A 26,014-nucleotide genomic window follows, 5' to 3' on the forward strand; every position below is an offset into this window, starting at 1 on the left:
TAGGGGTGTCACGGGGCAGTCCCGAAACGCCTTTGTTGTGTAACGGTGAGGGCCCCGATGCGGTGCGCGACCCGCGCCTGCGCCAGGATGTCGTGAACACATAAGTATCTGGAGGGGAACCCAGGAATGAGTCACAACCAGCCGGGCCCGTACGGCGGGCAGCCCCAGCAGCCCGGACCGTACGGCCAGCAGCCGCAGGCCCCGCAGCCCGGCTACGGCTACCCCCAGCAGGCCCCTCCGGCCCAGCCCGGCTACGGCTACCCGCAGCAGCCCGGCCAGGGCGCCCCGCCGCAGACCCCGCCGTACGGCCAGCAGGCCCCCTACGGCCAGCAGCAGCCGCCGTACGGCCAGGCTCCGTACGGCGCGCCGCAGCCGCCGGCTCCGGGAGGCGGCAAGAAGAAGACGGGCCTCGTCATCGGCGCGGTCGCCGTGGTGGCGGCCATCGCGGTGGGCGCGTACTTCGTGATCGGCGGGGGCGGCGGCTCCTCGGACGTCGCGGACGACGGCCCGCACAAGCTGACGACGCCGGCGACGGTCCTCAACGGCGAGTACAAGAAGGCCGAGGACGCCGACAGCGGCGGCTTCGACAAGGACGACATCAAGGACGCCGAGAAGCACGGCGTGAAGAACGCCAAGGACGTGAACGCCGGCTACCAGTCCGGGAGCGAGGAAAACCCCTTCGCCATGAAGATGGTCAACTTCATGGGCGTCTACGGGGACATCGAGGACCCCGAGGCGGTCGTCGACGGCATGTTCACCGAGATGAAGAAGAGCGCCAGTGAGGACGGCGAGGGTGAGGCCGTGGGCAGCCCGAAGGCCTTCACCCCCAGCGGCCTGGAAGGCGCCGTCCTCAAGTGCCAGGAGACGAAGGTCAAGGGCGACTCCTCGGCCGGCTCGACCGGTCCGAGCGAGGTCAGTGTGCCGGTGTGCATCTGGGGCGACCACAGCACGCTGGGCGTCATCATCCCCCTCGACCTGGCCGACGCGATGGCCGGCAAGGCGGCTGACCTGTCAGGCGCGGCGGACCTGACCGCCAAGGTCCGCAAGGACGTCCGCGTCAAGGCCTGACCCGCACCACGGAACGACGAAGGGCCCCGGTCGGTCGACCGGGGCCCCTTCCGTGTGCGCTCGTCGGCGGTTACGCCGTCTTCTGCTCCCCCGGTCCCCGCCCCCGCGAATCCCGCGGGATCAGGGTGGGGTTGACGTTGGAGAGGACCACGTCGGCCGTGATGACCACGCGGGCCACGTCCTTGCGGGACGGGACCTCGTACATGACGCCCTGGAGGACTTCCTCCATGATGGCCCGCAGGCCACGGGCGCCGGTCTGGCGGAGGATCGCCTGGTCGGCGATGGCCTCCAGCGCCTCACGCTCGAACTCCAGCTCCACGCCGTCGAGTTCGAAGAGCCGCTCGTACTGCTTCACCAGCGCGTTGCGCGGCTCGATCAGGATCTGGAGCAGGGCCTCGCGGTCCAGGTTGTGGACCGAGGTGATCACGGGGAGGCGGCCGATGAACTCGGGGATCATGCCGAACTTGACCAGGTCCTCCGGCATGATGTCCTCGAACCGGTCCTTGGCCTCCAGCTCCCGCTTGGAGCGGATCGTCGCGCCGAAGCCGATGCCCTTCGCGCCGGCCCGGGACTCGATGATCTTCTCCAGTCCGGAGAAGGCGCCGCCCACGATGAACAGGACGTTCGTCGTGTCGATCTGGATGAACTCCTGGTGCGGATGCTTGCGGCCGCCCTGGGGCGGAACGGAGGCCGTGGTGCCCTCCAGGATCTTCAGCAGGGCCTGCTGGACACCCTCACCCGAGACGTCGCGCGTGATCGACGGGTTCTCGCTCTTGCGGGCGACCTTGTCGATCTCGTCGATGTAGATGATCCCGGTCTCGGCCTTCTTGACGTCGTAGTCCGCCGCCTGGATCAGCTTCAGCAGGATGTTCTCGACGTCCTCGCCGACATAGCCGGCCTCCGTCAGCGCCGTCGCGTCGGCGATGGCGAACGGGACGTTGAGCATCCGGGCCAGGGTCTGGGCCAGCAGCGTCTTGCCGGAGCCCGTCGGGCCCAGCAGGAGGATGTTGGACTTCGCCAGCTCGATGGCGTCGTCGCGGCCCTGCGCGCCGCCGTTCTCACCGGCCTGGACCCGCTTGTAGTGGTTGTACACCGCGACCGAGAGGGCCTTCTTGGCCGACTCCTGGCCGACCACGTAGCCCTCGAGGAACTCGTAGATCTCGCGGGGTTTCGGGAGTTCCTCCCAGCGGACCTCGCTCGTCTCGGCGAGCTCCTCCTCGATGATCTCGTTGCAGAGGTCGATGCACTCGTCGCAGATGTACACACCGGGCCCTGCGATGAGCTTCTTGACCTGCTTCTGGCTCTTGCCGCAGAACGAGCACTTGAGCAGATCGCCGCCGTCACCGATGCGTGCCACGGTGTGCTTCCCCTTCGCCTGGGAGACGCCTAGGTCCAGCGGCTCCTGGTGCTGCCTTATGTCCGACGGTACCTTGCCGAGCCCCCCGTTCGGGCCCCCCTTGGCGCGGTTCACTTTGACGTGCAGCGTGTCAAACCGTGCCAAGGGGCGGCAGACGATACATCCTCCGCGTCAGCGGACGGAGGCGTTGTTCATCTTCCGGGTGGAGATGATCTGGTCGATCAGGCCGTACGCCAGCGCGTCGTCGGCCGTGAGGATCTTGTCGCGCTCGATGTCCTCGCGGATCTTCTCGATCGGCGTGGTGGAGTGCTTGGCCAGCAGGTCTTCCAGCTGGGCACGCATCCGGAGGATCTCGTTCGCCGCGATTTCCAGGTCGGAGACCTGGCCCCGGCCCGTCTCGCTGTACGGCTGGTGGATCAGCACACGGGCGTTCGGGAGCGCCATGCGCTTGCCGGGCGTACCGGCGGCCAGCAGGATGGCGGCGGCCGAGGCGGCCTGGCCCATGCAGACCGTCTGGACATCCGGCTTCACGAACTGCATGGTGTCGTAAATCGCAGTCAGCGCGGTGAAGGAGCCACCGGGGCTGTTGATGTAGACCGAGATGTCCCGGTCGGGGTCCATCGACTCCAGGCACAGCAGCTGCGCCATGACGTCGTTGGCGGACGCGTCGTCGATCTGCACACCGAGGAAGATCACACGCTCCTCGAAGAGCTTCGCGTACGGGTCGTACTCGCGCACGCCCTGCGAGGTGCGCTCGACGAAGCGCGGGATGACGTAGCGGGACTCGGCCGCCGGGACGGTGAGCTCGGCGCGTGTGCGGTCGTACAGGCCGCTGCCGGGGTAGTCGTTCACTTTCTGTCTCCTTGGGGCTGTGGCGGTCGGCTGGGGGCTGTACTGGGGCTCAGGCCGCCCCGGTGCCGCCGCCGCCCGGCATACCGGCGGCCGTGGGGATCACGTCGTCGATGAGGCCGTACTCCTTGGCCTCGAGCGCGTCGAACCAGCGGTCGCGGTCCGAGTCACGGGTGATCTGCTCGATGCTCTGGCCGGTGTGCTGCGAGGTGAGCTCGGCCATGCGCTTCTTGGTGTGCAGCAGCCGCTCGGCGTGGATCTTGATGTCGGAGGCCGAGCCGGCCAGACCGGCGGACGGCTGGTGGATCAGGATCTCGGCGTTCGGGAGCGCGAAGCGCTTGCCCGGCGTACCCGCGCTGAGCAGGAACTGGCCCATGGAAGCGGCCAGACCCATGGCGATGGTCACCACGTCGTTCTTGATGAACTGCATGGTGTCGTAGATCGCCATGCCGGCCGTGATCGAGCCACCGGGACTGTTGATGTAGAGGTAGATGTCCTTGTCGGGGTCAGCGGCAAGGAGCAGCAACTGTGCGGTGATCTTGTTGGCGATGTCGTCGTCGACCGCCTGGCCGAGGAAGATGATCCGCTCGCCGAGCAGCCGGTTGTATACCTGGTCGCCGAGGCCACCACCGATGGAGGGGTCGCCGGCGGCGGAGGGCATCAGATTCGTCACGTATCCACCTGCTCGTCTTACGACGGCGTCCGGGCCGTCTTACGTGTTCTGCCGGGGCTCGGGGGGCTCGGGGACTCCCCTGCCCTCGTACTCATGGACCCTAACGCGCGGGTCCCTTCGGGGAATCCCGCAAAAGGAACTGTTCGCTGTGAGCGCAGGTCGCTCGCGCCGGCCGGAGCCGTCCCGTCGTACCGGGGAACCGTCCCGCCGTACGGCAGGAGGGCCCCGGGGCTTGGTGCACCCCAGGGCCCTCCGTACGACCTGACAGCGCCGTGGGCTCAGCCCTCGGTCTTCTCCTCGGTCTTCTCCTCGGCCGGAGCCTCGGCGGGGGTTTCGGTGGCCTCGGCGGCCTCCGTCTCCTCCTCCTCGTCCTCCAGGTCGATGATCTCGCCGTTGGTGTCCTTGACCGTGGCCTTCTCGACCACGACGGCCAGGGCCTTGCCGCGGGCGACCTCGCCGACCAGCAGCGGGACCTGACCGCCCTCGACGACCGCCTGGGCGAACTGGTCGGGGGACATGCCGGAGGAGGCCGCGCGCCGCATGAGGTGCTCGGTGAGCTCCTCCTGGTTGACGTTGAGCTTCTCCTGCTTGACCAGCTCGTCGAGGACGAACTGGGTCTTGATGCCCTTGACCGCGGCCTCACGCGTCTCGGTCTCGAACTCCTCCTCCGTCTTGCCCTGGATCTCCAGGTACTTCGGGAGGTCGAGGCCCATCTGGCCGAGCTGGTGGTGCTCCAGGTTGTGCTTGCGGGTGTTGACCTCTTCCTCGAGGAGCTTCTCGGGGACGGGCACCTCGACGAGCTCCAGCAGCTTCTCCAGGACGCGCTCCTGGGCCTGCGTGGCCTGGTCGTACTGCTTCATGTTCTCCAGGCGCTTGCGGCTGTCGGCGCGGAGCTCCTCGAGGGTGTCGAACTCGGAGGCGAGCTGCGCGAACTCGTCATCCAGCTCGGGGAGTTCGCGCGCGGCGACCTGGGTGACCTTGACGGTGACCTCGGCCTCCTTGCCGGCCGCCGAGCCGCCCTTGAGCTCGGAGGCGAAGGTGGCCTCGCCACCGGCCTCCAGGCCCGTCACGGCGTCGTCGATGCCGTCCAGCAGCTCACCGGAGCCGATGGTGTAGGAGACGCCGCTCGCGACGCCGTCCTCCAGCACCTCTCCGTCGACCTTGGCCTCCAGGTCGAGGGTGACGACGTCGCCGTCCTGGGCGGCACGCTCGACCGGGGAGGTCGAGGCGAAGCGCTCACGCAGGTCGGAGACGGCCTTGTCGACGTCCTCCTCGCTGACCTCGACCGCGTCGACCTCGACCTCGATGCCGGAGTAGTCCGGGATCTCGAGGGCGGGGCGGACGTCGACCTCGGCGGTGAAGTTCAGCGTCTCGCCGTCCTTCAGCTCGGTGATGTCGACCTCGGGCTGGCCCAGGACGTTGAGCTCGGCCTCGTTGACCGCTTCGGTGTAGAACTTCGGAAGCGCGTCGTTGACGGCCTCCTCGAGTACGGCGCCGCGACCGAACCGCTGGTCGATGACTCGGGCCGGGATCTTGCCCTTGCGGAAGCCCTTCACCGTGACCTGCTGGTTGATCTTCTTGTACGCCGCGTCGAGGCTGTCCTTGAGCTCCTCGAAGGGCACCTCGACAGTGAGCCGAACCCGAGTCGGGTTCAGGGTCTCCACGGCGCTCTTCACGGTTCGGTCTCCTTGTGGCTGACTTCTTGGGTTCTGCCCGCTGCCAGACCGGCTCCGGGCAAATTCGCCGCCCGGAGGACTTCGCAGGGAGAGACACACGGGCGTGCAGCTTGCATAGTAACGGCAGCGGCGACACGGCCCCAAAGGCGATCAGGGGACGCGATCACCCGAGGTGATCGTGCGGGCGGTCCTGCGAGTGGTCCTGCGGGCGTTCCGATGACGGACCGATGACGGCCGGCAAGTGGTCGGGGTGGCGGGATTTGAACCCACGGCCTTCCGCTCCCAAAGCGGACGCGCTACCAAGCTGCGCCACACCCCGTGCTGGTGCGACACGTAGGGTACATGCCCCGAGGCCGTCGGACCGCCGGATTGACGGGGTGTGCGACGAGGGGGGACGACCCGCTACGATGCCTCCTGTGCCGTGGTCACCGAACCGCGGCGCGCTGTGCGGGCGTAGCTCAATGGTAGAGCCCTAGTCTTCCAAACTAGCTACGCGGGTTCGATTCCCGTCGCCCGCTCCGACAAGGCCTCCGGCCCGGTCCTTCCGAGGACCGGGCCGGAGGCCTTTCTGCTCTGCGGCGGACCGGGCGATCCATGGCTAGAACTGGATCGAGTTGATGGTCTCCGCTATCGAGTTCAGGAACCGCTGGATGTCGTCGGCCATGCCGGTCGAGGCGAGGAAGAAGCCGAAGAGCACAGCGACTACGGCCGGGCCGGCCTTGAGCGAGCCTCCCCGGATCAACACCACCATGATGATCGCCAACAGCAGCACCACTGACAGCGAAATGGCCACAACTGATCACACCCTCGGTCGGTCCGCTCTCCCGGCCCGGGGATGCCACCCCGCGCACCCCCGCCAGAACCATCGTGCCACCAACACAGCCCGCATATGCGGCGCGTGACCCAACGTTGGCCATGGTCGCCCCGGACCGCCACGCGTCGGCGGGTGCGCACCGCCCCCAGTCGCCGCCCTCGCACAGCAATTCGAGGAGCCACCCGCACAGGGAATTGGACCGCATCGTTTCCGTGTCCACACAATGTGTTCGCAGGTAATTCGAATTGCCGTCACACAAGGCATCGACAGGTCGCACGGCATGCCGATAATGCACTATTTAGTAGGGATGAATGGTGACAAGCAGGGCGCATGTGCGACGCTCTCGCGGACGGTCCGCATGTGGCGGCCATCACGCCGAATCGCTGTCAACTTCACGAAAACGCGGGTACGCGAAGGCATTAACCAGGAATGACATCGAGGGTTTTACGAAAGCGCGCAGCCGGAGCTAGGGTGCCTCAGATGTTCCACGCCGCCTCGTCCCCCGCAAGCCCAGCGAGGTCCCTGTGACGAACTCGCTGCGACCGCACGACCCCCACCGAGCGCCGCTCCCCCCGACGCAGTCGTCGGCGGACGGAGTGCCCAGTCCGCGCTCGCCGCAGAACCAGCACCGGCACCAGCCCCGGAGCAAGCCCGGCAGCCGGCGCGACGCGTTCTTCGACAACGCCAAGTACCTGGCGATCGTCCTGGTCGCCGTGGGTCACTCCTGGGAACCCGTCAAGGGCGACAGCCGCACCCTGGAGGCCCTGTACACGGTCGTGTACGCCTTCCACATGCCGGCGTTCATCATCATCTCCGGCTTCTTCTCGCGCAGCTTCGACCTGCGCGCCGACCGGCTCAAGCGACTGATCACCGGCGTGGTCGTGCCGTACGTCGTCTTCGAGACGGCCTACTCCCTCTTCAAGTACGTCGCCGGCGACTCGTCGGACCGGGAGATCAGCCTGCTGGACCCGTGGTTCCTGACCTGGTTCCTGTGCGCGCTGTTCATCTGGCGGATGACCACACCGGTCTGGAAGCTGGTGCGGTGGCCGCTGCCGGTCGCGCTCGGCATCGCGATGCTGGCGACCGTCAGCCCGCAGATCGGCGACGACCTCGACCTGCAACGCGTGCTGCAGTTCCTGCCGTACTTCGTGCTCGGTCTGTGCCTGAAGCCCGAACACTTCCGGCTGGTGCGCCGGCGGGCGATGAGGATCGTGTCGGTGCCCGTGTTCGCGGCCGCGCTGGCCGTCGGCTGGTGGGCCGTGCCGCGCATGAACACGTCGTGGTTCTACCACCGGGACGCGGCGCAGGAGCTGGGCGCCCCCTGGTGGACCGGGCCGGTCATGGTCCTCGCGATGTTCGGCTGCTCGCTGCTGCTGACCGCCTGCTTCTTCTCCTGGGTGCCGGGCCGGAACCTGTGGTTCACGGCGCTCGGCGCGGGCACCCTGTACGGCTATCTGCTGCACGGCTTCCTGATCAAGGCCGGCGACTACGCGGGCTGGTTCGACCAGGCCTGGCTGCACCGGCCGCTCGGCGAGATCCTCGTGAGCGTCCTCGCGGCCGTCGCCGTGACCCTGCTGTGCACCTCGCCGGTGCGGCGGGTGTTCCGGTTCGCGATGGAACCGACGATGGCCTGGGCCTTCAGGTCCGACGCCGCCGAGCAGGCCCGTGGGCGCGAGCAGCGCGCGAAGAGCCCGGTACGCGAGAAGGCCGGCGTCTAGTGCCGCGGCAGGCAACGTTCGCCCGTCAAGGAGCGGCGTCCGGTGCGTGCTCTCGGCGTGCCGGCCGGAAGCCCTCGTACTGGATGTACTCGGGCTTTCGGCCGGTGCGGCGAGAGGGGGTGCCGGGCGTCGCGACGGGGCGAACGTCGCCTGCCACGGCACTAGCCACCCCGTCGTTCCCGGTCGGCCTCACCGCCGTCCCCGGCCCCGTACCCGTCACCGTCCTCGGCGTCGTCGTCCGTCATCGCCCTCGTCTGTCGACCAGACCGAGAAGCGCGCGCATCCGCGTGTACTTCTCGGTCAGCCGTCTGCGGGTGAACTCGTCCAGTACGGCGAGGCGCGCCGGGTCCGCGTTGTGCGCCAGGTCCGCCTCCTTCACCAGCAGGGCGCCCGGGGTGGTGAGGATGCGCCGGGCGTACGCCTCCGGGGTCTCCCCGGCCCGCTTGGTGACCGCGTACACGATGTCCTTCGTCCGGCGGCTCAGTGCGGCCTCCTCCAGCCATCGCTCGGACAGTGCGCCGTCCTCGACGGCGTCGTGCAGCCAGGCAGCCGCGATCTGGTCCTCGTCGCCGCCCCGCGCGCTCACCCCTTCGGCCACGGCCTGGAGGTGTTCGGCGTAGGGCCGCCCGGCCTTGTCGGTCTGGCCGGCGTGGGCGGTGCGGGCGGTGGCCTCTACTTCGGCCAGGGTCAGCTGCTCGGGAGTGTGCGTCACACGTCCAGTGTCCCGCCGCGCGGGCCCGCGCGGGCCCGCGGTGCGGCCGCGGTGTGTGCGGGCCGGGGCGGTCTCAGCGCGGGGCCGCCTGGGCCGTCGGGCCCTCCCGGCAGATCAGCAGCAGCGCCCGGTCGTCGTTGACGTCCTTCGCCACCGCTTCGATCAGGTGCCAGGCGGCCCCGTGGAAGCCGCCGGCGACGTAACGGTCGGCCTCGCCGGTGAGGCGGTCGATGCCCTCCACTATGTCGCGCTCGGCTGTCTCCACCAGACCGTCCGTGAACAGCATCAACACGTCACCGGGACGCAGCGAGCCCTTCACGGGGTCGAACTGGGCGCCGTCGTACACACCGAGCAGCGGGCCCTCGGCGGCCTTCTCCTCCCACCGGCCGCTGCCCGCGCTGAGCTGAAGGCCCGGCGGATGTCCCGCGGAGTACAGCTCGTAGTCGCCGGAGTCGAGGTCGAGGACCAGGTGGATCGAGGTCGCGAAGCCCTCGTCCCAGTCCTGGCGCAGGAGGTAGCCGTTCGCGGCCGGGAGGAAGGCGTGCGGGGGCAGCGACCCGAGCAGACCGCCGAACGCGCCCGACAGCAGCAGGGCCCGCGACCCCGCGTCCATGCCCTTGCCGGACACGTCCGTGAGGACGGCCTCCAGCGTGCGGCCGCCGTTGGTGCGGGCCGCGACAACGAAGTCACCGGAGAACGACTGGCCGCCCGCCGGGCGCAGCGCCATCTCCCGGTGCCAGCCCTGCGGCAGCTGCGGCAACTTGCTCTGCACCCGGATGCGTTCACGCAGGTCGAAGAGCATGGTGCCGCCGCGCCGCCAGGGCACGCCGACCCGGCTGCGGAACTGGGCGATGAGCAGCCCGAAGAGTCCGCAGGCCGCCACGACCAGAACCACGCCCGGGGTGACCCGGGAGGGGCCCTCCGTGTACGGGCCGAGCTGCACCGACTCCACGATCAGCGCGGTCGCCGCCGCCGCGTACAGACCCAGCAGGCTCGCCGGGCGCAGCAGCAGGCCGCCCGCGACGATCGGCAGCACCAGCGCGGCCGGTGAGCACCACACCGAGTTCATGAGTGTGGTGGCCGCGATCAGGGGCACCGTCAGGAGGAGGCCGACCAGCGCCACCCAGTCCGAGCCGTCGCCGCGGAAGTAGTCCACGGCGCTTCTGCGCATGCCTACGCGGGCCCGGTGCCACTGCATCTTCAACCGGGCCGTGAACGTCTCGGCTTCCGCGCGCCGCTCTCGTCCTGCTGCCATTAGTTCGGGACCCTATCCATCGGACCAGCCGCTTGGCACGGGAGGTCCCACTTGTCCCCCGTCCGAGGCTCAACTTCACAGTGAACGTCACAGAAGGCCACCTCGGCGCCCCCAAGTCGAAATTCCCTGGCCCGTCCCGCAATGCCCTGGTAGGCATGGTCCATGGGGACTGCGACGAGTACTGACCTGCGGGTGCTGCGACAGCATGACTGGGACCAGTGGTACGACAACCTGGTCCGGGCCTTCGGCGGGGTTCCGGAGGCGTCCGAGGAGCGGGAGCTGTGGAACTCCCTCACGGAGCTGGACCGTTCGATCGGCGCCTGGGACGGCGACGCGTGCGTGGGGACGGCCGGGGCGTTCAGCTTCCGGCTGACCGTGCCGGGCGGCGCCTCGGTGCCCGCCGCGGGTGTGACGATGGTCAGCGTGGCCGCCACGCACCGCCGGCGCGGGGTGCTGCGCTCCATGATGCGGCGGCAGTTGGACGACGTACGGGAGTGGGGCTGGCCGCTGGCGGTCCTGACGGCCTCCGAGCCGGAGATCTACGGCCGGTTCGGATACGCCGCGGCCACCTACGGCACCAACATCGACGTCGACACGACCCGCGTACGGCTGTCCGTGCCGCCCGGCACCGATGACGTACGCCTGCGGTACGCCGCGCCGGCGGACGTCCTGGACGCCTGCGAGGCGGTGTACGCGCGCCGGGTGCCCGGCCGGCCGGGGATGCTGGCGCGGTTGCCCGGATGGGAGCGGCTCCGGGTGCTCGACCCGGAGAGCGACCGGGAGGGGGCGTCGCCGCTGCAGTGCGTGGTCGCCGAACGGGACGACGAGATCGTCGGGTACGCGCGTTTCCGGGTCAGGCCGGGGTGGGAGACCGCCGGGCCCAAGGGCGTGGTGGTCCTCCAGGACACGGAGGCGCTGGACCCGGCGGCGCACGCCGCGCTGTGGCGGTTCCTGTTCGACATCGACCTGACCTCGTCGCTGACCGCGCTGAGCCGCCCGCTGGACGAGCCCTGGATGTCCATGGCGAACGACATCCGGCGGTGCGGGCTGCACGTGCGGGACTCGCTGTTCGTCCGGCTGGTGGACGTCGGGGCGGCGCTGGAGGCGCGCACCTATCAGGCGCCGGTGGACGTGGTGTTCGAGGTCGAGGACGACTTCTGCCCCTGGAACGCGGGGCGTTGGCGGCTGACCGGGGACGCGAAGGGCGCGTCGTGCGGTCGTACCACGGACTCGGTGGATCTCGCCCTGACGGTACGGGAGTTGGGGGCGGCCTACCTCGGCGGTGTGAGCCTGGCCTCGCTGGCCGGGGCCGGGCGGGTGCGGGAGGTGCGGCAGGGGGCGCTGGCGGAGGCGGCCGTGGGGTTCGGGTCGGTGGTGACTCCCTGGCTGCCGCACGGGTTCTGACGGGGGCCGGCGCGGGGTGGGGCCGAGTGCCGGGGCAAGGATGACGGCTCGGCCGGTTCGGTTCCGGTGAGGGTGCGGCTGGTCCGGTCTTCCGCGGGCCGGGTCGGCCCGGTCCGCGGAGGGCTCAACCGGCCTTGCTCTTCTGGCAGGTCGGGCACCAGAAGAGGTTGCGGGCGGCGAGATCGGCGGTGCGGATCTCGCCGCCACAGAGGTGGCAGGGCAGGTTGGCCCTGCGGTAGACGTAGACCTCGCCGCCGTGGTCGTCGACGCGCGGCGGGCGGCCCATCGCCTCCGGGGTGTGTTCCGGGCGGACGGTGTCGATGCGGTTGTCGCGGACGCCGTCGCGCATCAGCTCGACCAGGTCGGTCCAGATCGCGTCCCACTCGGTGGGAGTGAGGTCCGTGCCGGCGCGGTACGGGTCGATACCGTGCCGGAAGAGGACCTCGGCGCGGTAGACGTTGCCGACGCCGGCGACGACCTTCTGGTCCATCAGCAGGGCGGCGATCGTCGTCCGGCTGCGGGAGATGCGGCGGTACGCGGCGTCCGGGTCCGCGTCCTCGCGCAGGGGGTCGGGGCCGAGGCGGTCGTGTATCGCCTGCTTCTCGGCGGGCGTGATCAGGGCGCAGGTGGTGGGGCCGCGGAGGTCGACGTACGCCGTGCTGTGCGCGAGGCGGAGACGGACGGTGTCCGTGGGCGGGGGCGCGGGGGACGGGCCGAAGGCGACCTTGCCGAAGAGGCCGAGGTGGATGTGGACGTGGGCGCTGCCGCGGAAGCCGAGGAAGAGGTGCTTGCCGTGGGCTTCGGTGTGGGTCAGTTCCCTGCCGGTGAGGAGGGCGGCGGCGTCGGTGAATCGGCCCTGGGGGCTGGTGACATGGGGGGTCGTGCCGAGGAAGGCGGCGGCGTAGTCCCGGGCCAGCCGGTGGATCGTGTGCCCCTCTGGCACGGTTGCTCCTGTTCGTCTGCCGGGTGGGGTGGGCGCGGAGGGATGTCGCCCCCGCCGCCCCTGCCCGTTCCCGTCCCGAGGGGCGCTGCCCAGCCGGGTTCCGCCGGGGCTCCGCCCCTGACCCCGGCCGGCCCGGAGGGCCTCGTGCTCGGCCGCCGGACGGGCTGAGACGCACGGCCGTTCCCCGGGCGCACGGATGTGGTCAGGGCCGTCCGTGGACGCCGGTGAACGGCGGTGCGGGCTACTGCTGGGGGTGGTGGGCGGGGATCGGGGGGAGGTCGCCCGTGGTCTCGTAGGCGGCGAGCATGTCGATGCGGCGGATGTGACGCTCGTCACCGGAGAACGGGGTGTCGAGGAAGGTCTCGACGAACTTCGTCGCCTCCTCCTGGGTGTGCATGCGCGCGCCCACCGCCACGACGTTCGCGTCGTTGTGCCGGCGGCCCAGGGACGCCGTCTCCTCGCTCCAGGCGAGTGCGGCGCGCACGCCCTTCACCTTGTTCGCGGCGATCTGCTCACCGTTGCCGGAGCCGCCGATGACGACGCCGAGGGCGTCCGGGTCCGCGGCCGTCCGCTCCGCGGCGCGGAGGCAGAACGGGGGGTAGTCGTCCTGGGCGTCGTAGATGTGGGGGCCGCAGTCCACGGGGTCGTGACCGGCCGCCCGGAGCCAGTCGACGAGGTGGTTCTTGAGTTCGAAGCCCGCATGGTCGGAGCCGAGATACACGCGCATACGACGAGTGTGACACGGACGTTTCGGGGCAGCAGCCTCGGGGGCATCGGTCGAAAACTGCGGGCAACGCTATGGAACCTCAGGAAAACCTCAAGTAACGATCCGGAATCAAAGGTTCACCTTTCACTTTGCCTCCGATTCACTGGACCGATTCGTAGGCCTCGTACACCGCTCGTACGGGGAACAGCTCAACCGGCGCAAAGGAAATTCGTCCATGACCTCGCAGCCGACCCTCCCCGAGGCCGGTCATGCCCCTGGAGCCCCCGGCGAACCCGGCAGCGGCCTCCAGGCAGGACTCAAGAACCGTCACCTGTCGATGATCGCCATCGGTGGCGTCATCGGAGCCGGCCTCTTCGTGGGGTCCAGCTCCGGCATCGCCACCGCCGGACCCGGCATCCTCCTGTCGTACGCCCTCGTCGGCACGCTCGTGGTGCTGGTGATGCGGATGCTGGGCGAGATGTCCGCCGCCAACCCGACCTCCGGCTCCTTCTCCGCGCACGCCGACCGGGCGCTCGGCCGCTGGGCCGGGTTCTCCATCGGCTGGCTGTACTGGTTCTTCTGGGTCGTCGTCCTCGCCGTCGAGGCGACCGCCGGGGCCAAGATCCTCGAAGGGTGGATACCCGCCGTACCGCAGTGGGGCTGGGCGCTGCTCGTCATGGTGGTGCTGACCGCCACCAACCTCGTCTCCGTCGGCTCCTACGGCGAGTTCGAGTTCTGGTTCGCCGGCATCAAGGTCGTCGCGATCGGCGCGTTCATCGTCGTCGGCGGGCTGGCCGTGTTCGGGGTGCTGCCCGGCGTGGACAGCGACAAGGCCGGGCTGGGCAACCTCACCGACCACGGTGGCTTCCTGCCGCACGGGGCGGGCGCCATCCTCACCGGCGTGCTGCTCGTCGTCTTCTCCTTCATGGGCAGCGAGATCGCGACCCTGGCGGCCGGTGAGTCGGAGGACCCGCAGCGGGCCGTCACCAAGTCCACCAACAGCATCATCTGGCGGATCGGCGTGTTCTACCTGGGCTCGATCTTCGTCGTCGTCACCCTGCTGCCGTGGGACGACGCCTCGATCGCCGAGAAGGGCTCCTACGTCGCCGCCCTGGACTCCCTCGGTATCGCGCACGCCGGTCAGATCATGAACTTCATCGTGCTGACCTCGGTGCTGTCCTGTCTCAACTCCGGCCTCTACACGGCCTCCCGCATGGCGTTCTCGCTCGGTGAGCGCGGGGACGCGCCCAAGGCCTTCGCCCGCACCACCTCCCGCGGGGTGCCGCTGGCGGCGATCGTGGCCTCCGTCGTGTTCGGGTTCGTCGCCGTGTTCTTCAACTACAAGTTCCCCGACTCCGTCTTCCTCTTCCTGGTCAACTCCAGCGGCGCGGTGGCCCTGTTCGTGTGGCTGGTCATCTGCTTCTCGCAGCTGCGCATGCGGAAGATCATCCAGGCCGAGGCGCCGGAGAAGCTGGTCGTGAAGATGTGGCTGTACCCGTATCTGACCTGGGCGACCGCCGCGCTGATCGTCTTCATCCTCGGCTACATGCTCACCGACACCGAGCACGACGGACGCCGGACGGTGCTGCTGTCCCTGCTCGTCGCCGCGGTCGTGCTCGCCGTCGCCGTCGTGAAGGAGAGGGTGCTGCGGGGGCGGGTCGCCACCGCCGGGCCGGCCGGGCCCACCGGTCCCGCCGAGTCAGGCCCCTCCGAGTCCGCCGACAAGGTCTCCACCGGCTGAGTCCGGTGAGGGACGGGAAGGGCCCGCGGCGCGTACGCGCCGCGGGCCCTTCCCGTCCGCCGTCCCCGATCCGCCGTCCTCGCGGTCACACGAGCGTGAAGCTGTCCCTCACCTCGGCGTACGTCTCCAGGGCCTGCGCCTCGATCTCGGGCTGGTACCAGGTGTTGACCTGGTACGACTTGCCGTGCGCGTTGAAACCCAGCAGGCGGGCGTGCCAGGGGACGCCCTTGAGCGTGAAGGTGTACTCCCAGACGACAGCGGGATGGCCGCGGAACGTCGTCTCCTCCAGGCGGATCTTCCGGTAGGCCTGCCCCTGGCGGGCGTTCTGCTCCGAGGTCTCCCACGACTCCATCAGGTCGCCGCGGGCGAGGGCGGACTTGGCGGCGAGTTCCTGGGTGCCGTCGGGGGACGTGTAGTGCACCTCCGCCCCCGTCTTCACGTCCCGCCGCCAGCCCGGCGGCGTGGCCCACGCGAACCCGCCCGCCTCCCGGTGCGCGCCCGGCGGCAGGCTCTGCGGACGTGACGTGCCCCCGACCGTGGGCGCCGGGCTGTCGCCCGGGGTGCCGGACGGCGGGGACGAGGCCGTGGACGACGGCGATGACCCCGCGGTGGTGTTGTCGTCCGGTGACCCGGCGGTCGCCGCGAGGACGATCGCGACGACCACGCCCGCGGTGACCGCGCCGACGGCCGCCAGGAGCGCGGCCCGGTGCCGGCCAGGAGGACGGGGCGCGGCCGGGAGGGCGGGGCCCGGCAGTTCACCCGGGGGCATGGCGAGGGGGTGCGGGCCGGTGGCGGTGGGCCGGCCCGCGGTCGCGCTCTGCGTGGGGTCGGGAACGGGGGTGGGTGCGGGAGCCGCGGCGGATCCGGGCCTGGGGGTGGGGGCCGGCTCGGGGACCGGTGCGGGCCCGGGGACCGGGGCGGGGCGCCTCTCCGTCTCCGCCTGTGCCCGGGCGAGGGACACGCCGGCGCCGGAACCGGGCCTACGGGCAGCGGGTCCCCCTGCGGCGGGTCCTCCGGCCGCGGCTCCCCCGGCGGGTCCTCCGGCCGTGGGTCCTCCGGCGGGTCCTCGGGGAACGGCTCCCGGGGAGATGCCGGACGAGGTGCCGAACAGGCTGCCGGACGGGCTGCCGGACGGAGTCTCGGAGCGGGTCTCCGAGCGCCTTTCCGACGCGGCTTCGGTGGAGGCGTTGGCCGGCGCAGGGATTCCCGGCGTGGCGGCCTCGGCTCCCGGCTCCGTCGTCGGCGGCGGCGGCGGCGCGGAACGCCTGGGATCGGGCAGCGCGCGCAGGGACCGGGTCTTCCCGGAGTCGGGGGCGCGGGCGGGAACCGAGGCCCGGGCCGGGGTCGGGGCCGCCTCCTCGGATACGGGAGGGACGGAAGGCACCGCGTCGCTGACCTCCGGCGTCCCCGGCGTCCCCGGCTTCCCCGGCACCCCCTGTGTCTCCAGCGGCTCCGGACCGGGTACGAGCAGGGGTCCCGTCCGGGGATCCTCCTCCCCAGCCCGCTCCGCCGTAGCCTCACCCTCCGGAGCCGCCTCCTCCGGGCCCCTCACCTCCGGTCCCCCCGCCAGGACCGTCGGCGTGGGCATCGCCGACGCGAGCGGCCGGAGCGCGGTGGCCACGTCCTCCAGACCGGGCCGTACGGACGGGTCCTTCTCCAGGAGCGCGGCCAGGATGTCCCGCAACGGGCCGGCGCTCGGCGGCAGTTCGGGCTCCTCGTAGAGGACCGCGTGCAGGGTCGCCAGGGTGGTGTCGCGGGAGAAGGGGGAGCGGCCGCCCATCGCCGCGCACAGGGTCGCGCCGAGGGACCACACGTCCGACGGCGGGCCCTGCGGGCGGCCGGAGACGCGCTCGGGGGCCATGTAGTCGGGCGAGCCGACCAGCATGCCGACCATGGTGAGCGCCTTGGCGTCCTGGATCGCGGCGATGCCGAAGTCGGTGAGGACGATCCGGGGAGCGGCCGAGGACCGTCCGCCGTCCTCCACCAGGACGTTGCCGGGCTTGATGTCCCGGTGCAGCACGCCCCGTTCGTGCACCTGCCGCAGTGCCTCCACCAGGCCGAGTCCGAGCAGTGCCGTCTCGCGCGGGCCCAGCGGGCCCTCCTCCGCCATGACGCGCTCCAGGGACCGGCCGGAGACCAGTTCCATGACGATCCACAGGCGTTCGCCCTCGTCCACCACGTCGTACACGCGCACCACGTTGGGATGGTCGATCCGCGCCGTGGCCCGGGCCTCGCGCAGCGTGCGCTCGCGGCGGGTGCGGGCGTCCTCGGCGTCGAGGCCGTCGATGCGCATCTCCTTCACCGCGACCTGGCGGTCGAGTATGTCGTCGGCGGCTCGCCACACCCGCCCCATTCCCCCCTGGCCGATACTTTCGACCAATCGATAGCGCCCCGCCACCAGCACCCCTGGAACTCCATCGCTGCTCTTGTTCCCCGGCAATCCGCTGCACCCCCTCAATACTTCTCGGTGCTTCTCAGCGCCTTCTCGACTGAAACACAATGGTCACACTTCGAGCCGTATCAGCATAGTGCGGAGAAATCTTGTGGTACCTCTTCAAGTACTGCGAATTCAGGCGCAGCAAAGGGGGACGAACATGAGTTCTCGTCGTACGACGGCCATCACCGGAACGCTGGTCACGGCATCTTTCTCGGCCGTGATGATCCTTTCCGGCACGGCCGGTGCGGAAGACCAGGGACCGGGGAGCAGCAAGGGGGGAAAGGTGGTGGACAAGGCGCCGACGGGCGTGCGGTTCACGACGCTGCTGCCGGAGAAGATCTCGGTCGACAACGGTTCGAAAGAAACGGACATCACCGCCACGGTGAAGAATGAGGGGACCAAGGAAAGCGGAAAGATCCGGCTTCTGGTCGTCGGCTTCGACGGCCTTACGGTCAAGAACGTTCAAGGCTGCTCCCCGATCGACGAAAAGAATCTGCCGGAGGGCTCGAACAGCGGTTACGCCTGCTCCATCGACAATCTCGCGGCCGGCCGGTCGAAGTCGTACGCCGTCGATGCCACGTTCGATCTGGGCAAGACCGGGAAGATCTGTCTGCCGGTGCAGACCAGCGACGGGAAGAAGACGTTCTGGCAGCAGGGCCCGGTTCCGTTCGGTACGACGAACCCGTCGCCGAACGCCCCGGCCACCCCGCTGCTGCTCGGCACCGACAACAAGCCGGTCGCGCCGGGAAGCGACGAGCTCCCGAAGACGGGCCCCGGCGTGGCGCCGCTGGGCGCGGCGGGAGCGGCGCTGATGGCGGCCGGTGCGGCCGGCGTGTGGTGGTCGCGGCGGCGGCCGGGGCCGCGGACGAACTGACTCCGCAACGGTTCGAAGCCCCGAGACACGCGAGAGGCTCGCCGGACTGACGTCGCGATGCGACCCGGCGAGCCTCTTCGGGGAAAGGGGAGTCAGCGCTTGACGAGCTTCCAGGCGGTGGGCAGGACGCCCATCGCCAGGGCCGCCTTCAGGGCGTCGCCGATCAGGAACGGGGTGAGGCCGGCCGCGACGGCGGCGGACCAGGTGAGGTCGGCGGCGTAGGCGAGGTAGGGGACGCCGACGGCGTAGATGATCGCCTCGCCCACCAGCATGGCGCCCGCCATGCGCGGCATCGAGCGGTCGGCCCCGCGACGGGCCAGGGCGCCCACGACCGTGGACGCCAGGATCATGCCGAGGATGTAGCCGAAGGAGACGGAGACGCCGGAGGTGCCGGACGCGAACCACGGCACACCGGCGAGACCGGCGAGCGCGTACAGGGCCAGCGCGGAGAAGCCGCGGCTCGCGCCGAGCGTCGTACCGACGAGCAGCGCGGCGAAGGTCTGGCCGGTCACCGGCACCGGGGAGCCCGGCACGGGCAGCGCGACCTGGGCGGCGAGGCCGGTGAGCGCGGCGCCGCCTGCCACGAGCGCGATGTCCCGCACCCGGGAGGCGGGGAGCAGGTCGGCGAGGACCTGTCCGGTGCGGGCGGGGGCGGCGGCGGTGCTCATGGGGACTCCGCGGAGTGATGTGGGCATGTCGGGACAAGGTGACGCTATCCCAGCGCACTCGCGCGGTTCACCGTCGACGCTCGACAAAGGCTGGAGCGCGCGCTTGGTGGGCTCCGTACAAAGAACACCGGTTACACCCGACGCCGCGTGATACGGGTCACGGAGGCAGGGACGTTTCGCTCACGTGTGCTCACCGGGCGCCGACTGTGGGGACTCTCCAAACGGAGAGGCGTGAGCGATTCCTCACCCTCCGCGTCGGAGGCGTCCACATAGTGGTCAGGTTGCTCGTCCGGCTGCCCGGACCGCCCAGACTGTGGGCGTTTTTGCCCTCTCACGCACTGGACCGGCCGCGCCATGCCCAGCACCACCACCGAGACGCCGCCCACGGCACAGGACGTCTCCCTCTCCCCCGGCCTCAAGCAGCGCCATCTGTCGATGATCGCCCTCGGCGGGGTGATCGGCGCCGGGCTGTTCGTCGGTTCCGGCGCCGGCATCGCCGCCGCCGGGCCGTCGATCGTCGTCGCCTACACCCTGTCCGGCCTCCTCGTGATGCTGGTGATGCGGATGCTCGGCGAGATGTCGGCCGCGTACCCGTCGTCGGGTTCCTTCTCGGCGCACGCGGAACGGGCGATCGGCCCGTGGGCGGGGTTCACCGCCGGCTGGTCCTTCTGGATCCTGCTCTGCACGGCCGTCGGTCTGGAGGCCATCGGCGCCGCGAAGATCGTCACCGGCTGGCTGCCGGGCACGCCCGAGTGGGCCTGGGTGGCGTTGTTCATGGCGGTGTTCTGCGGCGCGAACCTGGCCGCCGTGAAGAACTTCGGCGAGTTCGAGTTCTGGTTCGCGGCGCTCAAGGTCGGCGCGATCACGCTGTTCCTGGTGCTGGGCGGGCTGGCCATCGCGGGTGTCCTGCCCGGCACGGACGCGCCGGGCATGGCGAACCTCACCGGCGAGGGGGGCTTCCTCCCGAACGGCAGCGAGGGTCTGGTGATCGGTCTGCTCGCCTCCCTCTTCGCGTACGGCGGGCTGGAGACGGTCACCATCGCGGCGGCCGAGTCCGAGGACCCGGTGCGGGGCGTGGCGAGCGCGGTCCGTACGGCGATGTGGCGGATCGCGGTGTTCTACATCGGCTCGATGGCGGTGATCGTGACGCTCGTCCCCTGGGACTCGAAGGCGGTCGTCGAGAAGGGCCCGTACGTCGCCGCCCTCGACCACCTCGGCATTCCGGGCGCCGGCCAGGTGATGAACGTGGTCGTGCTGGTGGCGCTCCTGTCGGCGATGAACGCCAACATCTACGGCTCCTCGCGCATCGTCTACTCCCTGGTCGAGCGCGGACAGGGCCCGAAGGCGCTGGGCCGGGTGTCGGGCGGGGTCCCCCGCGTCGCGGTGCTCGCGTCCTGCGTGTTCGGCTTCGGTTGCGTGGTGCTCAGTTACTGGCGGCCGGATGACGTCTTCCCGTGGCTGCTCAACATGATCGGCGCGGTGATCCTGGTCGTCTGGATCCTCATCGCCGTCTCGCAGCTGCGGCTGCGCCGCCGGCTGGAGCGGGACACCCAGGGGACACCGGCCGTGCGCATGTGGGCGTTCCCGGTGCTGACGTGGGTGGCGCTGGCGGGCATGGCGGCGGTCCTCGTCCTGATGGCCCGGGAGCCGGACACGCGGGTGCAGCTGTACTCGACGGGTGCGATGACGGTGTTCCTGGCGGCCGTCGGCTTCGCCCGGCAGAAGGCGCGCGCCAAGGCCTGAGCCACCGGACCGCAGCCGCGATCTCGGCCGGCCACGGACACGGCCGAGCCGGGCCACGAACACGCCGGCCGCAGCCGGGACGACGGCCGGGTACGGCCGCGGAAGAGGCCCTCACGTGACACACGTGAGGGCCTTCCTGTTGCCCGCACACCGCTTCTTGTTGCTAGCCTGCACATGCAATTAAGTTGCAATAAGAGGCCGGAGGGGACCCGCCATGCCCGTCTGCACGCTTCCTGGTCTTCGACGCCTGGCAGCACGCCTTCTACCTCCTGTGCCGCAACCAGAAGGTCGACTTCGTCGAGGCGATGTGGCAGGTCGTCAACCGGCAGGACGTCGCCCGGCGCTACACCGCCGCCACGTCCCGCGCGGACGTGCCGCCGCTGACGCCGTAGCACCCCACGGTCGTCCCGCCTCGTGATCGTCTTCTCACCCTTCACGGCGGCGGGCGGAATGCCGGAGCGGCCCCGCGAGGACGTGACTCGCGGGGCCGCTCCGGGCCGGACGGGCTCAGGTCAGGGCTTGCGGCCCAGGCCGCCGTGCTGGCCGATCGGTTCGGGGTCGGTGTCGTGTTGGTCCGGGCGCCAGAGCGGGACGGACACCACGCCGGGGTCGACCAGCTCCAGTCCCTCGAAGTAGGCGGCGATCCGGTCGGCCGGGCGCAGGAAGTACGGGACCGCTCCGGTCTCGTTGTAGGCGTCCTGGGCCTGTTCGTAGGCCGGGTCGGTGCCCCGGGAGCCGTCGTTCACGCAGAGGTGGCTGCCGGAGGGGAGACCGGCCAGGAGGCGGCTGACGAGGTCGCGGGCCTGGTCGTGGTCGGCGCAGTGGCCGAGGACGCCGCTGAGGATCAGGGCCGTGGGCCGGGCCGGGTCGAGGGTCCTGGCGGCGGCCTCGAGGATGCGCTCCGGCTCGAAGAGGCTGATGGCCTCGTACGCCGTCGCGCCCTCGGGGGTGGAGGTGAGCAGGGGACGGGCGTGCGCGAGGACCAAGGGGTCGTCGTCCACGTAGACGATCCGGGACTCGGGAGCGTGGCGCTGGGCGACCTCGTGGGTGTTGGCCACGGTGGGCAGGCCGGAGCCGACGTCCAGGAACTGCCGTATGCCCGCCTCCCGCACCAGATGGCGGATGGCGCGGCCGAGGAAGGCGCGGCTGGCGCGGGCGATGGTGACGATCCCGGGGAAGACGGCGGCGTAGGCGTCGCCGGCCGCCGCGTCCACCGGGTGGTGGTCCTTGCCGCCGAGCCAGTAGTTCCAGATCCGCGCAGAATGAGGCACCGAGGTGTCGATCTCCGTCATGCGCTCATCGTGCTACGGCCAAGTCCGGTGCGCGGGGCACTTCGGGGAAGAGAGGAGCGGTGCGGTCGCGGCGGAACGGTCGCCGTCCGGGCGGAGTTCGCCGACCGCCTGGCCCGTCACCGCACCCCGGCCGGCAGCCCGCGGCCCGTGTCCACAGCCCGGCCGGCTCCGCCACCCGGCACGCGTCGCGCCACCCGTCCGGGTGTCGCCCCATGCGGCGCGGCCGGTTCCCGGCTCCCGTTCGGGGCGGCGGCGGCCTACGCTCCCCGCACCGCGTCGTGAGAGCGGCGCGGCCGTCCCCCAGGAGGCGCTCATGACATTTGTGCGATGCCCGAGTCCGACCTGCCACGACCGGTTGCAGGACTTCCGGGATCTGAAGGGCGACGCGGAGATCACCGCCGCCGAGCTGGCGCTGCTGCCGAAGCTGGAGGGCGACCGCTTCGTCGCGAAGGCCTTCCACCGCTGCCAGAACGACGGCTGCCGCCGCGTGCAGAAGAAGAACGACTGGCGGGTCGGCGCGTTCCTGCCGACGGGTTTCTGACGCCCCGTCGGCAGGTGGTCGCGGCCGGTCCCGCGGGAGTGCCTACAGGTTGCTGAAGTCCGGGCCCTTCGTGCGGGTCCGCTTGATCTCGTAGAAGCCGGGGACCGAGGCGACAGCGAGGGTGCCGTCCCACAGGCGGACGGCGTCGTCGCCCTGGGGGGTCGGGGTGACGACCGGGCCGAAGAACGCGATCTCCTCGCCGTCGGGGCCGGGGACCGCGATGACCGGGGTACCGACCTCCTGGCCGACCTTCTCGATGCCCTCCTTGTGGGAGGCGCGCAGCTGGGCGTCGAACTCGAAGTCCTCCTGGTCGGCGTACTCGATCAGGTCGGCGGGCAGGCCGACCTCGTCGAGGGCCGCCGCTATCGCCTCGAGGGTCGGGCCCTCTCCGCCGTTGTGGATACGGGTGCCGAGCGCCGTGTAGAGCGGGCCGAGAACATCGGCGCCGTGCTTCTGCCACGCCGCGGTCACCACACGCACCGGCTTCCATGCCTGGGTCGCGAGCATGTCCCGGTACTCCTCGGGCAGCTCGTCGAGCTTGTCCTCGTTCAGTACCGCGAGGCTCATGATGTGCCAGCGGATCTCGATGTCCCGGACCTTCTCCACTTCCAGCACCCACCGGGAGGTCATCCAGGCCCACGGGCACAGCGGGTCGAACCAGAAGTCGACGGGGGTCCTGCCGGAAGCGACGGCGGTCTCGGACATGGGTCTCCTCGAGAGTGCGGTGGACGGTACGGCGGGCGGGCGGCGCGACGGTCGCCCCTGACCGGAACACCGGCCCTGCCCCGCCCCATTCCCGACTGCCGCGAGGCCAGGGCCCGTGGGAGGATCAGCCCTGGTCCGCATGTCGAACACGATCCGAGGGAGTGCCATCCGTGCCCGGTGAGAACCTGTCCCGCGACGAGGCCCGCGAGCGGGCCGCCCTGCTGTCCGTCGACGGGTACGACGTGTCCCTCGACGTCCGGACGGCGGTCGGTGAGGACACCGGTGACGGACCGCGCACCTTCCGCTCGGTCACCACGATCCGCTTCCGGTGCAGCGAGCCCGGCGTGTCCAGCTTCGCGGACCTGATCGCGCCGAGTGTGACCGCGGTCTCCCTCAACGGCAAGGACCTCGACCCCAGCGAGGTCTTCGACGGTTCCCGGATCGTGCTGGAGGACCTGGCCGCCGACAACGAGCTGATCGTCGACGCCCGCTGCGCCTACTCCCGTACCGGCGAGGGCCTGCACCGCTTCGTCGACCCCGAGGACGGCGAGGTCTACCTCTACACGCAGTACGAGCCGGCCGACTCCCGCCGGGTCTTCGCGAACTTCGAGCAGCCGGACCTCAAGGCACCGTTCCGTTTCGAGGTGCGGGCGCCGGAGGGGTGGACGGTGTGGAGCAACGGCGTCGGCGAACGGGCCGACGGCGTCTGGCGGTTCGCGGAGACCAAGCCGATCTCGACGTACATCACGTGTGTGGTCGCGGGCCCGTACCACTACGTCACGGACACGTACTCCCGCACCTTCGACGACGGCACGACGCTGGAGATCCCCCTCGGTGCCCTGTGCCGCAAGGGCCTGGCCCCCCACTTCGACGCCGACGACGTGTTCCTGGTGACCAAGCAGGGCCTGGACTTCTTCCACGACCACTTCGACTACCCGTACCCGTTCGGGAAGTACGACCAGGCGTTCGTGCCCGAGTACAACCTGGGCGCGATGGAGAACCCGGGCCTGGTGACCTTCCGGGAGGAGTTCATCTTCCGGGGCAAGGTCACGCGGGCCTCCTACGAGGGCCGCGCCAACGTGATCCTGCACGAGATGGCGCACATGTGGTTCGGCGACCTGGTCACCATGGAGTGGTGGGACGACCTGTGGCTGAAGGAGTCCTTCGCCGACTTCATGGGCGCGTTCTCGCTGGTCGGGGCCACCCGCTTCCAGGACGGCTGGATCACCTTCGCCAACCGCCGCAAGGCCTGGGCGTACCGCGCCGACCAGTTGCCGTCCACGCACCCGGTCACCGCGGACATCCGTGACCTCCAGGACGCCAAGCTGAACTTCGACGGCATCACGTACGCCAAGGGCGCCAGCGTGCTGAAGCAGCTGGTGGCGTACGCCGGGCAGGACGCGTTCCTGGAGGGCGCGCGGCGCTACTTCAAGCGGCACGCGTACGGCAACACCCGGCTGGGCGACCTGCTGTCGGTCCTCGAGGAGACCAGCGGCCGGGACATGGGCGCCTGGTCGCGTGCCTGGCTTCAGACGGCCGGGGTCAACGCGCTGACCCCGCAGGTGCTGCTGGCCGCGGACGGCCGGGTCGACGAACTGGCGGTGGTGCAGGAGGCGGCCGAGTCGCACCCCGAACTGCGCCCGCACCGGGTGGCGGTGGGCCTGTACCGGCGCAGTGCCGAGGGCGCCCTTGAGCGGTACGCCCGCGCCGAGGCGGATGTCGACGGCCCGCGTACGGTCGTGGCGGAGCTGGCCGGTGCCGAGGCTCCGGACCTGGTCCTGGTCAACGACGACGACCTCACGTACTGCAAGATCCGCTTCGACACGGCCTCACTGGAGACGCTGAAGGCCCACCTCGGGGACCTCACCGACCCCCTCGCCCGGGCCCTGTGCTGGTCGGCGCTGTGGAACATGACCCGGGACGCTCTGCTGCCGGCGCGGGACTTCGTGGACCTGGTGCTGCGGTTCGCGGGGCGCGAGTCCGACATCGGCGTGCTCCAGATGCTGCACGCGTGGGCGAACTCGTCGCTGGTCAACTATGTGGCGCCGGAGTGGCGGAAGACGGGCGGGCGGCTGCTGGCGGAGGGCGCCCTGCGGGAGCTGCGGGCGGCCGGGCCGGGCAGCGAGCACCAGCTGGCGTGGGCGCGGTTCTTCGCGTCGGTGGCGTCCGGACCGGCCGATCTCCAGCTGCTCCAGGACCTGCTGGCGGGCACCGAGCAGGTCGAGGGGCTGACGGTCGACCAGGAGCTGCGCTGGGCCTTCCTGGAACCGCTCGCCACCCACGGAGCCGCCGACGAGGCCGCGCTGGCCGCGGAGTTGGCCCGGGACGACACGGCGTCCGGCAAGCGCCACCAGGTCCGCTGTCTGGCCGCGCGGCCGTCGGCGGCGGTGAAGGCGCAGGCGTGGGCGCAGGTGGTGGAGTCCGACGCCCTCTCCAACGCCCTGGTCGAGGCGACGATCGCGGGCTTCGACCGGCCCTCGCAGCGGGACCTGCTCGCGCCGTACGCGCCGAAGTACTTCGCTGTGATCGAGCGGGTGTGGCGGGAGCGGTCGATCCAGATCGCGATGCACGTGGTGCAGGGGATGTTCCCGTCCCTCCAGCACTCGCGGGCGACGCTGGACGCGGCGGACGCGTGGCTCGCGGCGCACGAGGACGCGGCGCCCGCCCTGCGCCGACTGGTCCTGGAGGCACGGGACGACCTGGCACGCGCGTTGCGGGGACAGGAGTGCGACGCGGCGGCGTCGGCCGCGAACTGAGCGGAATCATGGCCAAGGCCTGAGTGTCCGGTCACCGTTACGGAATTCAGGCAGCAGACCCCGTAACCCCTGGACCGCACCC

Annotated in this window: 21 protein-coding genes, 2 tRNA genes and 1 pseudogene; 10 read left to right on the forward strand and 14 right to left on the reverse strand. The window is 70.6% G+C overall.

Features of this window, described 5'->3' with window-relative positions; all coding sequences use genetic code 11:
- The first annotated feature begins 126 nt into the window (after positions 1-126).
- Positions 127-1,068 (forward strand): hypothetical protein, encoded by a 942-nt coding sequence (locus QQS16_RS16005; protein ID WP_286062378.1) that lies wholly within the window; start codon positions 127-129, stop codon positions 1,066-1,068.
- A 70-nt stretch (positions 1,069-1,138) separates the two neighbouring features.
- On the opposite strand, the gene clpX is transcribed toward QQS16_RS16005, so the two are convergent.
- The 5 genes from clpX to QQS16_RS16030 all read right to left on the reverse strand — a co-directional run bounded on the left by clpX (position 1,139) and on the right by QQS16_RS16030 (position 5,942).
- Positions 1,139-2,425, reverse strand: coding sequence for an ATP-dependent Clp protease ATP-binding subunit ClpX (clpX, locus tag QQS16_RS16010; RefSeq protein WP_286062379.1), 1,287 nt, complete (start codon positions 2,423-2,425; stop codon positions 1,139-1,141).
- Positions 2,426-2,596: 171 nt separating this feature from the next.
- A complete protein-coding gene (locus QQS16_RS16015; RefSeq protein WP_286062380.1) occupies positions 2,597-3,277 on the reverse strand; it encodes an ATP-dependent Clp protease proteolytic subunit in 681 nt (226 codons plus the stop codon).
- A 49-nt stretch (positions 3,278-3,326) separates the two neighbouring features.
- Complete coding sequence (locus QQS16_RS16020) at positions 3,327-3,935, reverse strand: ATP-dependent Clp protease proteolytic subunit (RefSeq protein WP_286066341.1); 609 nt, start codon at positions 3,933-3,935, stop codon at positions 3,327-3,329.
- 290 nt (positions 3,936-4,225) lie between these two features.
- Positions 4,226-5,623, reverse strand: a complete 1,398-nt coding sequence (gene tig / locus QQS16_RS16025) for a trigger factor (RefSeq protein ID WP_286062381.1) — start codon at positions 5,621-5,623, stop codon at positions 4,226-4,228.
- 242 nt (positions 5,624-5,865) lie between these two features.
- Positions 5,866-5,942: transfer RNA gene (locus tag QQS16_RS16030), tRNA-Pro, on the reverse strand.
- Between the two features lie 128 nt (positions 5,943-6,070).
- On the opposite strand from QQS16_RS16030, the gene QQS16_RS16035 reads away from it, so the two are divergent.
- Positions 6,071-6,141, forward strand: a tRNA-Gly gene (locus QQS16_RS16035).
- A gap of 80 nt (positions 6,142-6,221) precedes the next feature.
- Here the strand turns inward: QQS16_RS16035 and QQS16_RS16040 are convergent.
- Positions 6,222-6,416, reverse strand: a complete 195-nt coding sequence (locus tag QQS16_RS16040; protein ID WP_059191782.1) for a hypothetical protein — start codon at positions 6,414-6,416, stop codon at positions 6,222-6,224.
- A gap of 617 nt (positions 6,417-7,033) precedes the next feature.
- Between QQS16_RS16040 and QQS16_RS16045 the strand changes: the two genes are divergently transcribed.
- Positions 7,034-8,155 (forward strand): acyltransferase family protein, encoded by a 1,122-nt coding sequence (locus tag QQS16_RS16045; protein ID WP_502963798.1) that lies wholly within the window; start codon positions 7,034-7,036, stop codon positions 8,153-8,155.
- Between the two features lie 241 nt (positions 8,156-8,396).
- Here the strand turns inward: QQS16_RS16045 and QQS16_RS16050 are convergent, their stop codons facing one another.
- Entirely contained in the window at positions 8,397-8,867 is a 471-nt protein-coding gene (locus QQS16_RS16050; RefSeq protein WP_286062383.1) for an HD domain-containing protein, read from the reverse strand.
- Between the two features lie 73 nt (positions 8,868-8,940).
- Entirely contained in the window at positions 8,941-10,122 is a 1,182-nt protein-coding gene (locus QQS16_RS16055; protein WP_286062384.1) for a PP2C family protein-serine/threonine phosphatase, read from the reverse strand.
- 162 nt (positions 10,123-10,284) lie between these two features.
- Between QQS16_RS16055 and QQS16_RS16060 the strand changes: the two genes are divergently transcribed.
- Positions 10,285-11,526 (forward strand): GNAT family N-acetyltransferase, encoded by a 1,242-nt coding sequence (locus tag QQS16_RS16060; protein ID WP_286062385.1) that lies wholly within the window; start codon positions 10,285-10,287, stop codon positions 11,524-11,526.
- Positions 11,527-11,650: 124 nt separating this feature from the next.
- Here the strand turns inward: QQS16_RS16060 and QQS16_RS16065 are convergent, their stop codons facing one another.
- Positions 11,651-12,469: an Fpg/Nei family DNA glycosylase gene (locus QQS16_RS16065; RefSeq protein WP_286062386.1), complete on the reverse strand. Its 819-nt coding sequence runs from the start codon at positions 12,467-12,469 to the stop codon at positions 11,651-11,653.
- A gap of 241 nt (positions 12,470-12,710) precedes the next feature.
- Positions 12,711-13,196 carry a ribose-5-phosphate isomerase gene (locus tag QQS16_RS16070; protein ID WP_286062387.1) on the reverse strand — a complete coding sequence of 162 codons (486 nt, stop codon included), beginning with the start codon at positions 13,194-13,196 and terminating at the stop codon, positions 12,711-12,713.
- A gap of 214 nt (positions 13,197-13,410) precedes the next feature.
- Here QQS16_RS16070 and QQS16_RS16075 point away from each other — a divergent pair, with 214 nt between their 5' ends.
- A complete protein-coding gene (locus tag QQS16_RS16075) occupies positions 13,411-14,916 on the forward strand; it encodes an amino acid permease (protein WP_286062388.1) in 1,506 nt (501 codons plus the stop codon).
- A gap of 85 nt (positions 14,917-15,001) precedes the next feature.
- On the opposite strand, the gene QQS16_RS16080 is transcribed toward QQS16_RS16075, so the two are convergent.
- Positions 15,002-17,269, reverse strand: a complete 2,268-nt coding sequence (locus tag QQS16_RS16080) for a serine/threonine-protein kinase (protein ID WP_502963799.1) — start codon at positions 17,267-17,269, stop codon at positions 15,002-15,004.
- A 241-nt stretch (positions 17,270-17,510) separates the two neighbouring features.
- Here QQS16_RS16080 and QQS16_RS16085 point away from each other — a divergent pair, with 241 nt between their 5' ends.
- Positions 17,511-18,227, forward strand: a complete 717-nt coding sequence (locus QQS16_RS16085; protein WP_286066343.1) for an LPXTG cell wall anchor domain-containing protein — start codon at positions 17,511-17,513, stop codon at positions 18,225-18,227.
- Positions 18,228-18,319: 92 nt separating this feature from the next.
- Here QQS16_RS16085 and QQS16_RS16090 read toward each other — a convergent pair whose 3' ends face one another.
- A complete protein-coding gene (locus QQS16_RS16090) occupies positions 18,320-18,895 on the reverse strand; it encodes a biotin transporter BioY (RefSeq protein ID WP_286062389.1) in 576 nt (191 codons plus the stop codon).
- Between the two features lie 354 nt (positions 18,896-19,249).
- Here QQS16_RS16090 and QQS16_RS16095 point away from each other — a divergent pair, with 354 nt between their 5' ends.
- Together QQS16_RS16095 and QQS16_RS16100 are read left to right on the forward strand one after the other, a co-directional pair.
- Positions 19,250-20,638, forward strand: a complete 1,389-nt coding sequence (locus tag QQS16_RS16095) for an amino acid permease (protein ID WP_286062390.1) — start codon at positions 19,250-19,252, stop codon at positions 20,636-20,638.
- Between the two features lie 221 nt (positions 20,639-20,859).
- Positions 20,860-21,030, forward strand: a pseudogene (locus QQS16_RS16100) (Fe-Mn family superoxide dismutase); the annotation flags it as partial.
- A gap of 120 nt (positions 21,031-21,150) precedes the next feature.
- Here QQS16_RS16100 and QQS16_RS16105 read toward each other — a convergent pair.
- Positions 21,151-21,930, reverse strand: a complete 780-nt coding sequence (locus QQS16_RS16105; protein ID WP_286062391.1) for an SAM-dependent methyltransferase — start codon at positions 21,928-21,930, stop codon at positions 21,151-21,153.
- Positions 21,931-22,243: 313 nt separating this feature from the next.
- On the opposite strand from QQS16_RS16105, the gene QQS16_RS16110 reads away from it, so the two are divergent.
- Complete coding sequence (locus QQS16_RS16110; RefSeq protein ID WP_286062392.1) at positions 22,244-22,471, forward strand: hypothetical protein; 228 nt, start codon at positions 22,244-22,246, stop codon at positions 22,469-22,471.
- A 42-nt stretch (positions 22,472-22,513) separates the two neighbouring features.
- On the opposite strand, the gene QQS16_RS16115 is transcribed toward QQS16_RS16110, so the two are convergent.
- Positions 22,514-23,176 carry a mycothiol-dependent nitroreductase Rv2466c family protein gene (locus QQS16_RS16115; protein WP_286062393.1) on the reverse strand — a complete coding sequence of 221 codons (663 nt, stop codon included), beginning with the start codon at positions 23,174-23,176 and terminating at the stop codon, positions 22,514-22,516.
- A 170-nt stretch (positions 23,177-23,346) separates the two neighbouring features.
- Here QQS16_RS16115 and pepN point away from each other — a divergent pair, with 170 nt between their 5' ends.
- Positions 23,347-25,932 carry an aminopeptidase N gene (gene pepN, locus QQS16_RS16120; protein WP_286062394.1) on the forward strand — a complete coding sequence of 862 codons (2,586 nt, stop codon included), beginning with the start codon at positions 23,347-23,349 and terminating at the stop codon, positions 25,930-25,932.
- Positions 25,933-26,014: the final 82 nt, after the last annotated feature.

It is taken from the genome of Streptomyces sp. ALI-76-A, from assembly GCF_030287445.1.
In the GTDB taxonomy this organism is placed as follows: Bacteria; Actinomycetota; Actinomycetes; order Streptomycetales; family Streptomycetaceae; genus Streptomyces.

Coding starts and splice junctions, on each gene's coding strand:
- QQS16_RS16095 (WP_286062390.1), top strand. CDS start 19,250: ATGCCCAGCACCACCACCGAGACGCCGCCCACGGCACAGGACGTCTCC.
- QQS16_RS16085 (WP_286066343.1), top strand. CDS start 17,511: ATGAGTTCTCGTCGTACGACGGCCATCACCGGAACGCTGGTCACGGCA.
- QQS16_RS16070 (WP_286062387.1), bottom strand. CDS start 13,196: ATGCGCGTGTATCTCGGCTCCGACCATGCGGGCTTCGAACTCAAGAAC.
- QQS16_RS16090 (WP_286062389.1), bottom strand. CDS start 18,895: ATGAGCACCGCCGCCGCCCCCGCCCGCACCGGACAGGTCCTCGCCGAC.
- QQS16_RS16020 (WP_286066341.1), bottom strand. CDS start 3,935: ATGCCCTCCGCCGCCGGCGACCCCTCCATCGGTGGTGGCCTCGGCGAC.
- QQS16_RS16055 (WP_286062384.1), bottom strand. CDS start 10,122: ATGGCAGCAGGACGAGAGCGGCGCGCGGAAGCCGAGACGTTCACGGCC.
- QQS16_RS16075 (WP_286062388.1), top strand. CDS start 13,411: ATGACCTCGCAGCCGACCCTCCCCGAGGCCGGTCATGCCCCTGGAGCC.
- QQS16_RS16060 (WP_286062385.1), top strand. CDS start 10,285: ATGGGGACTGCGACGAGTACTGACCTGCGGGTGCTGCGACAGCATGAC.
- QQS16_RS16005 (WP_286062378.1), top strand. CDS start 127: ATGAGTCACAACCAGCCGGGCCCGTACGGCGGGCAGCCCCAGCAGCCC.
- QQS16_RS16105 (WP_286062391.1), bottom strand. CDS start 21,930: ATGACGGAGATCGACACCTCGGTGCCTCATTCTGCGCGGATCTGGAAC.
- QQS16_RS16080 (WP_502963799.1), bottom strand. CDS start 17,269: ATGGGGCGGGTGTGGCGAGCCGCCGACGACATACTCGACCGCCAGGTC.
- QQS16_RS16110 (WP_286062392.1), top strand. CDS start 22,244: ATGACATTTGTGCGATGCCCGAGTCCGACCTGCCACGACCGGTTGCAG.
- QQS16_RS16115 (WP_286062393.1), bottom strand. CDS start 23,176: ATGTCCGAGACCGCCGTCGCTTCCGGCAGGACCCCCGTCGACTTCTGG.